Origin of the sequence: Paracoccus marcusii, from assembly GCF_006151785.1 — a bacterium.
Lineage (GTDB): Bacteria > Pseudomonadota > Alphaproteobacteria > Rhodobacterales > Rhodobacteraceae > Paracoccus > Paracoccus marcusii.
This window is the reverse complement of the sequence record NZ_VDDD01000172.1, coordinates 1-6038: the sequence shown is the minus strand read 5'-3', so window position 1 is coordinate 6038 and position 6038 is coordinate 1. Positions and strand designations below refer to the sequence as shown.

At 50.1% G+C, this 6038-nt stretch carries 2 protein-coding genes and 1 pseudogene; 2 read left to right on the top strand and 1 reads right to left on the bottom strand.

Going from position 1 to position 6038, the window contains the following annotated elements; all coding sequences use genetic code 11:
* Positions 1 to 112 precede the first annotated feature (112 nt).
* Positions 113 to 524 (top strand): annotated as a pseudogene (locus FHD68_RS17215) (IS5 family transposase); the annotation flags it as partial.
* Positions 525 to 1642: 1118 nt separating this feature from the next.
* Here the strand turns inward: FHD68_RS17215 and FHD68_RS17210 are convergent.
* Positions 1643 to 4783: a calcium-binding protein gene (locus tag FHD68_RS17210; protein ID WP_139086366.1), complete on the bottom strand. Its 3141-nt coding sequence runs from the start codon at positions 4781 to 4783 to the stop codon at positions 1643 to 1645.
* A gap of 414 nt (positions 4784 to 5197) precedes the next feature.
* Between FHD68_RS17210 and FHD68_RS17205 the strand changes: the two genes are divergently transcribed.
* A partial coding sequence (locus FHD68_RS17205; protein ID WP_244297934.1) for an ABC transporter transmembrane domain-containing protein occupies positions 5198 to 6038 on the top strand: 841 nt, incomplete at its 3' end.

Below are 6038 nucleotides of genomic sequence, written 5' to 3'. Positions count from 1 at the left end.
TCCTAGAAAGGATGAATCACAAGCAGACCCCTATGAAAATCCCATGATTCCGGGTTTTGCAGAAACGCTCTAAGGCACACTGCATATGATCGCGCTTCGGGGCAAATAAAAGGGGCACAGGCGCCAGATCGGGCAAACCAAAGGTGGCATGTACACCACGCAGCACACTGTGGCGGATGCGAGGGCGGCCAATCGGATTCTTCATGTAGGCGGGTGAGGTGAGTGACTACGTCGGCGCGGCAGCTCTGCTAGGCAGCCTGCCGAAGGCGGGCTGGCTTCCAGTAGATTAGGGCTACCACGCCGATTAGTTAAGAAAAGCTCTGAGACACAAGAGGATAAAGGTCTGCATCCCCGGCCGGAAGTCTCGCAAGAAGGCCGTTGAAGACGACAAGCGGCGTTACAAACGGCGCAATCGCATTAAAATTACGTTTTGGCATTTCACAGAGTGGCAGCGTGTCGCTACGCGATACGATCGGTGCCCGGAAACGTTCCTCGCCACGATCATGCTCGCCGCAACCGTATAGTTCCGGCTGTAAAATTCGATGATTCTAGATACAATATTCTAAAATGTCATATCTTATCCATTTATGTTGATACCAAATTTAAAATTTGGTATCGAAGATAGGATTTACAGTAGAGCAGACACTATAATATTTGTAGCTCTTTAAAACGTGGCTCCCCTGACCCAGACTTTTCGCCAGATTGGAGACAAAGGAATAAGACTTCTCTGCCCTGTTAAAATTTTTTTGTTTGAGGCTGAAGCTCTAGCCTGGCGTCCCTTGGCTGGGTGAGTAGCTGATAACGATAAATACATCGAAGTTCACGGAGGCGCAGAAGGCGTTCATCCCGAAGCAGGGCGCGGAAGGCACGTCGGTTGCGGAGATCTTTCGCAAGGCAGGTATAGGGCAGTCGGTTTACCTTGCTTAGAGGAAGGAGTGTGGAGGTCTGCGACACGACGAGGTGCGCCGGCTGAAGCAGCTCGACGACGAGAACTCACGATTGGAGCATATCGCCGCGGACCTGCCCTTGGATCGTCAGATGGTCCAGAATGTTGTCCGACAAAATCTCTGCAGCCGGATCGGACGCGCGAACTGGTTCGTGAGATCTGCGCAAATTATGCTGTTTCAGTCCGCAGGGCGTGCAGTGTCCCGAAGTTTGACTGCTCGAGGTACCACGACTCATTCCGCCGCACCGATCCGGCAGAACTTAAACGGACGATTTGGGAGATCTGCGAAACGCGCTTACGCTAAGGCTATCGCCGCGCTTAAATCGTCTTCGACCGGAAAGGCTGGGTGGTCGAAGTGAAAATGACGTACGATGTATACAAAGCGTTAGGTTTGCAATTTGCCAAATAAGTCGCCGAAACGGCGGGTAGAGGCCAAGCTGCACGATGATTGGGCCGGGGCTGTCGGGCCGAAAGATGTGTGGGCATTGAAATGGAGCCAGACCAGAAAACAGCCCAAGGGACTGTGTCCCCGGCAAATGTCCATCACCTAGTATCCTTGGGTAAAAAGCTGCGGATCGTGAGCCTTATTGATACTTATTCCAGCTACTGCCGGCGACGGGCGTGCGGTTCCAGTATCGTATTTACTAAATTTTTCAACGCGTATGCCATCTAACAAATCCGCTGAGCTGTCGAGGTTTAAAAAATAAGATCTACATTATCGGAGTTAGTAACTCCCGGTAGAAAAATAACGAAATCAGCATTTCGATCACCGTTGACGTCAGCGCAAACATATGTGCCGCCATCCTCGCTTAAGAACCACAGGGCGTTTGCTTCTGGTCGCTGAGAGATTTTTAGCGACTGAAAACTTGGTCTGTTGATATTTGAGTCAATTGCGGATAGATCGATAATATCGACACCGGTTCTGAAGTCGTATACCTTATCAAACGCCCCTGGCTTGCTATCGCCGAGCTTAAACTGAAAGATATCTCTTCCGGGGCCGCCATATAGATGATCGATTCCCGCTCCGCCGCTCAGACGATCATTGCCCAAACCTCCGCGGAGAGTGTCATTGCCACCCTCCCCGTATAGACGATCATTGCCGTGTTGTCCGTGGATTAAGTCGTTGCCGATGCCCCCATATGATTGATCATCACCGTACCCAGAAAATAGCACATCGTTACCAAAGCCCCCGAATAGGTTGTCGTTACCCGCCGCACCAGCCAATGTATCGCTACCTAGCCCACCATAAATCTGGTCGTTCCCCCATCCTCCGTGGAGATAGTCGTTTCCTTGGTTGCCGCTAAGCCGGTCGGATCCATATCCACCAAAGATTCTATCGGAGCCGTATCCACCGTGGACAATATCTGAGTCGATGCCGCCAAAAATCGTATCTTGGCCCGATCCGCCTAAGATGCGATCGCTTCCAGCATCTCCATTTATAAAATCGTTACCATCTCCTCCATTAATTTCATCACTTCCTGCTCCACCATATAGGCGGTCAAATCCTGTACCGCCGTATATGACGTCGTCTCCCAGGCCACCAAAAACTATGTCATGCCCGTGATTTCCACTTAGCTCATCATCGCCAGCAGCACCGTAAATTTTATCATTTCCAGACATTCCGTAAATTTTATCTGAATGCACCGTGCCCCATAACTGATCAGCCGATGAACTCCCATAAACTACCTTTCCTTCTTCCAAAGGAGCTACGTTTGGGTCCTCATCAAGGTCTGAACCAATCCCGCCTACCGAATCAATAATTCTTGATAAATTTTCAAAATAAAAGGTTGTGGCAAACTTAGCCTCATTGGTAATTTTTACCGCCTCAGAAATCTGAAAGTCTGAGAAACCTTTGAGATACCTGTTAGACAAAGAATAACGTTCGGATTGCTGTAAAAAATCTATGTTATATAGGTATAGGTCAAACATTATGTTAGACGCCCCTGCGATCTTCACTTCTCCTCCGCCGGGCATGGAGATATACAGATCTGCACCATCTATCCGAGTTGCGTTTTGAAGCTCTACCTTACTTTTAAATGCACCTCCAAACGATATTAGGTCGCCAGACGCAAAGTCCAAAATATCTACATTTGCGTCTTGCATTACGATAAAGAGATCATTTCCTGCTCCTCCGACAGCGGTAGACTGAAGTCGGCCTTTGGCGGACGAAAATAAAAGCATATCGCTACCACGGCCACCCCAAACATTATCAATTCCGCCGTCTGATAAGATTAAGTCGCCGTGATCGCCGGCCAGAAGGATATCATTACCCTTTCCTCCGGCAATAACGTTTTTGCCGCCACTTCCGAATATCCTGTCATTACCAACATGGCCGTAAAGAACGTCATTTCCGTTTGCTCCCTGGAATGCGTCATTAACCATTCCTGTTCGTGGGTCGGTGACGTTGTGAGCGCCCTCTATAAAAAGATCTCGCTTACTATCTGAAATTACAACTACGACAATTTCGTTGGGCGCTAGCTCGCTGTCAAACGTGCCACCTGGTCCTGAAACGACTTTCATGTCGCCACGAGCATCAGCTATCTGTCCAGGTGAGGGAGTTTTGGACATAGACTCGTCGTACCAGGTACTATAAGGCGAATCTGCGGGAATAATGTGATACGTAGATACATGATAGTTGCTGGATATGCTGCTTAGATATATTGATGTATCTTCATCTGTTTGGTTGTAAAAGAATACTACTTTCTGATTTTTTTCTGAAAATCCGTTAGTCTGAATATCACCTGATTGCTCCACCCAGTCGGAAACTTCCGTGTTTTTTACAGAGCTCTTACCTATTAAATGTCTTTCAGCGATATCATAAAGCTGACCCATCGGAGTCGCAATTGTCACTATCGCTCCGCCATCGCTTTCGGACGGTGAAAATTTCGTGTCGTAGAATTTGTTCGATAGCCAATCATATGAAATTCCCCAATGATCGATCGCATCGACACCCGCATCGATCAGTTTTGAGAACGCATTGATCCATGCTGCAGCCTGTTGCGTTCCAACAGCTGTGTTTTCACCGATATTAAATTCTGATATAATAAGTTGAATGTTATCTGGAAAGCCGGTGGCTTCCTGAAAAACTCGCATTGGATTTATGGCCCAATTGATCTTGGAAGTTAGATCGTTAGCGTCTGGATAACTGTGCTGAAATATTGCACTTACTAATGCGCGGTTTTCAGTCGTTATCTCGTTGATAATTTCCAGTGAATGGCGGGGACCTACTGCGGTCCAGGTTCCGTCGGCATTTTGCTCCGCCTTCCATTGAACGCCAGCTTGTATTCCTATTCCTGGGCGATCATCTGCAGGACGGTCCCCCCATACCTCATTTATCATTCCATTTATTGCGGAAATCTCTGCGTTTGCTATTCTTCCATACTCGTCAGGCTGTAAAGATCCCCATTCTTTACTACCCCAATATTCATTACCAATTTCGAAATTATTTATCTTAACGCTCGGGTATTCGGAAAATGCCTTAGATAGCTCTGCAAGATATGCATTGAATCCTCGTGTATCGAAGTGCCCTTCAACTTTATCGTAAAATTGAAATGTCGGCGTTACAATCGATACCGATTTCCCGTTTTTTTCAGCGAAATCAAGCATTTCTCGAATAGTTAAAGTATATTTCTCGTCCTTTGGATCCATTGGTTTCCCAAACATACGGTGAAGGCCACCATTTTCCCATGTTTGAGCCTCCGTAACGCCCCCACCTGGAAATCGAATATTTGAAAAATCGATCTCCTCAAGCGTTTCATGGTAGGCGTCGCCATCAGTGAGACTATCGCGAGTGAGAACTACGTTTCCACCAAAGTGGCTATGTCTGATCTGCGCCATTTTAACCCTCTGTTCATTTCCTTTAACAAAGGGTTTTTTTATGCAGGATCAATTCCTAAATAATTAAAATTCTCTCCATGGGTCATCTACCCAATACTTTTGAAGGAAAATTTCAAGAAAAGTTATAATAAATTTTCTCATGCAAATAATAATTCCAATTAAACTACATTATCGTAACAATGCAAAAGGCAGCGACACCAAAAAGGTTGCGAATATATAATAGTATTAAATTTCAAATAGCGAATTTAGTGGGGCTGTAGACTGTCTATGGAATAAGAAATTTTCTTAAAAAAGGAATCCTTAACCTTTCGATGCGAGGGTCGCGGCAGGCCGGCGTAGGCCTGCGTGGTGATATGGTCGCCGCGGTAACGAGGCAAGCCCCGCCATCGGCGCGGCATTTTCGGGGCAAGACGTATGGCCAAGGCTGCGAACCTGACGGACGGGGCCCGGGAACTGCGCCAGGCGCGCGCCACGGGGTGGCCGCTGTTCCTGTCGGTGGGGGTCTTCTCGGCGGTCGTGAACCTGCTGATGCTGACCGGGCCGCTATTCATGCTGCAGGTCTATGACCGTGTGCTGGCCTCGCGCAGCGTCGAGACGCTGACCGCGCTGTTCGTGCTGGTGATCTTCCTCTTCGTGCTGATGGGTGCCATCGACATCATCCGCAACCGCGTGATGCAGCGGATCGCCGCGCGGTTCCAGGACCGGATGGAAGGTCGCGTCTTCGACGCCGCCCTGCGCGAGGGCGCATTGCGCGGCGACGAATCGGCCGCCACGGCGGGCGGGATGCGCGACCTGGATTCCGTCCAGCGGCTGATCGGGTCACCGGTCATGCTGGCTTTCTTCGACCTGCCCTGGGCACCGCTTTTCCTGGCGGCGGTCTTCATGTTCCACCCGGTCCTGGGCATCGTCGCAACCATCGGCGGCGGGATCCTGGTCGGCACCACGATCCTGAACCGCGTCCTGACCCGCGCGCCGCTGCAGGGTTCGGCCCAGGCCGGCGCGCAGGCGCAGCGCATGGCGGACCTCTATCGCGACGAGGGCGAGGTGATCGGCGCCCTGGGCATGCGCGGCGCCACCTTTGCCCGCTGGCGCCTGGCCCGGTCTGAATCACAGGACAATGCGGTCCGCGCCGGAGACCTGTCGGCGGGGTTCAGCGTCTTTTCGCGGACCTTCCGGCTGTTCCTGCAAAGCGCGATGCTGGCGGCGGGGGCCTGGCTGGTGCTGCGCCAGGAACTGACGCCCGGCGCGATGATCG

Bases quoted from the DNA above. Each gene is read 5' to 3' on its own strand.
- FHD68_RS17210 (WP_139086366.1), bottom strand. From the start codon at position 4,783: ATGGCGCAGATCAGACATAGCCACTTTGGTGGAAACGTAGTTCTCACT.